Here is a 2,339-nt window from a genome sequence, read left to right as displayed (position 1 = left end):
CCAGGCCCCGGGGATACCAGTATAGCTATAAGGGATATTAGAGTGACTCCGGATCCTAGGGAGGACAGGGAACCCCAGCCCCCCACCCCCTGCGGGTAATCCGGGGCCCTACGGGGCTGGGTGTTGTACCCTAGGGGGTGTAGGGGAAGGAAGGTAATGGTCACCCCCAGGGATACACCCGTATACAAGTACACTGATACCGGGGACCCCAGGGGGGGACACCCTAGTACCATGGCCTCCTGGGAATACAGTACCCCTACCAGTATAGATACCAGGGCTCCCAGGGAGAGTATGAAGTGGAAGTGTGCTATAACATAGTAGGTATCATGCAGGGACACATCCACGGCAGCGTTCCCCAGTACTATACCCGTGGATCCCCCCACAGTAAGCATCCCCAGTACCAGTACCGTATATAGATACCCTGTGTGGGCCGGGTTCCGTACCAGGGCCCCTGTAAGGGTGGACACCCAGTTAGCTAGCTTGGTACCGGTGGGTAGGGATATCATTACTGTGATACCGGTATAGTATGAACGGGTATCTGTTTCCAGCCCCACGGTGTATATATGATGTCCCCATACCAGGGACCCCAGTAGGGATATACAGCCCATAGCCAGTACCATCGACTGGTCCCCGTACACCGTACACCCTGATACCCCCGGTACTATATGGTTGAGTATCCCGAAGGCCGGTACTATAAGGATGTATACCTCTGGGTGCCCGAAGAACCAGAAGAGGTGCTGGTACAATACAGGGTCTCCCCCGAACCCCGGGTCCGTGTATACCGTATTGAAGCATGTATCCGATACCAGGGCCCCGAGGGCCCCGGAGAGTACCGGCAGTACCAGGAGTAGTAGCAGGAACAGGACGGACACGGAGACCGGGAACAGGTACTGGGCCCCCAGCCCCAGGCCCGGGCACCTCCCCCCGGATACCGTACAGTAGAAGTTAAGGGACCCCAGGAAGGAGGATACACCGTTATACAGGAGGGCCCCCAGGGTGGTATATACCTGTACCGGGACCGTGAGGGAGGTACTGAGGGGGGGGTAGAGGGTTCAACCGGTGCCCCCCGGATACTCTGTACCACCGGCCACCACCATGTAGGACACCGATACCGGTACCAGGAGGAGGAGGGAGAGGCCGTTAGCCCGGGGGAATCCCACCTCCCCGGCCCCCTGGTACACTGGTACCGTATAGTTCCCGAAACCCCCGTACAGCACCGGTATTACCAGGTAGAATATCATGAGTACCCCGTGGACGGTGAATACCAGGTTATACAGGTACTGGTTCTCCGGGGAGATGACCCTGCTCCCGGGCCCGTATAACTCCAACCGTAGTACCACTGAGTATATACCCCCTATGGTACCCGGTACCGGGGCCAGGAGGGTGTAGTACGGGTCCAGGGTCTTATGGTTACACTCCAGTAATACTCCCTGTATATATACACCCCTATCCCCTACCGGGAATACACCTACCAGCCTAGTTAACTGACCCCGGGGGTTACAGGTACTTCCATGGGGAGGGGCCCCTAGGGAGGGAGGGTACCGTATATAGTAGTAATACAGGTGTATATAGATATATATGTATACCATCTCCACCAGGTGCCAGTAGGAGTAATCCACTAGGGGGTGGGTATCCATGGGTACGGTATCTATAGGGGTAATATCCATAGAGTAACCTGTACCACTACCGGCCCCCGCCAGGGACACCCCCCATAGTACATGCATGAGGTGTAACCCGGATACGGATATACAGGTGGAACCGGTACAGGAATCATTAGTATACACCCCCAGAGTACCGAACTCCCCCACCTGGATCCCCATGAATACCGTACCCGGGGACAGGGAGGAAGGGGTACTCCAGTAGAATACTCCCCCGGTATCCCTGCTAGTATATACGGTACCCACACCGGCACCGGCATGGGACAGTAGGAGGGTTGTACCGTAGGTTAGCTCACAGGGCTCGGGGGTTACCTGGGACTCGTACGGTATATGGTAGGATGATAGTATAACATGGAGGGTAACCCAGGACAGGGTGGTAAATAGTATGGACTCTGAAAGCATGAACACCAGGAGGTAGTATATATAGATACCGTGGGTAACAGAGTAACAGCCCCCGGAGGCCTCCCGTACCGTATCCCGGGAACCAGGGGGCCAGTAGAGGGGGTTATCCACGGGAGTATACCTGTATATATATACATGGGGTACCAGGGAGTTGATGGGGACTAACCGGTATATACACGGATTACCCTGCTACAGCCCCCCCCTAAGGGAGCAATACAATCCCATACTGTACCCGGGAGTCCAGGGGAACCCTGTGGGGGTACGGTATATAGGGGAAGG

Annotated in this window: 1 protein-coding gene and 1 pseudogene; both read right to left on the bottom strand. The window is 56.0% G+C overall.

Annotated elements, in window-relative coordinates; translation table 11 throughout:
• Positions 1-1,046, bottom strand: a pseudogene (locus tag HRU21_12870) (cbb3-type cytochrome c oxidase subunit I).
• Between the two features lie 6 nt (positions 1,047-1,052).
• Complete coding sequence (locus HRU21_12865) at positions 1,053-2,171, bottom strand: cbb3-type cytochrome c oxidase subunit I (protein ID NRA43181.1); 1,119 nt, start codon at positions 2,169-2,171, stop codon at positions 1,053-1,055.
• Positions 2,172-2,339: the final 168 nt, after the last annotated feature.

This window comes from Pseudomonadales bacterium, assembly GCA_013215025.1.
Taxonomy (GTDB): Bacteria; Pseudomonadota; Gammaproteobacteria; order Pseudomonadales; family DT-91; genus DT-91.
The sequence above is the reverse complement of the archived record's forward strand: the minus strand, read 5'-3'. Positions and strand labels throughout refer to the sequence as shown.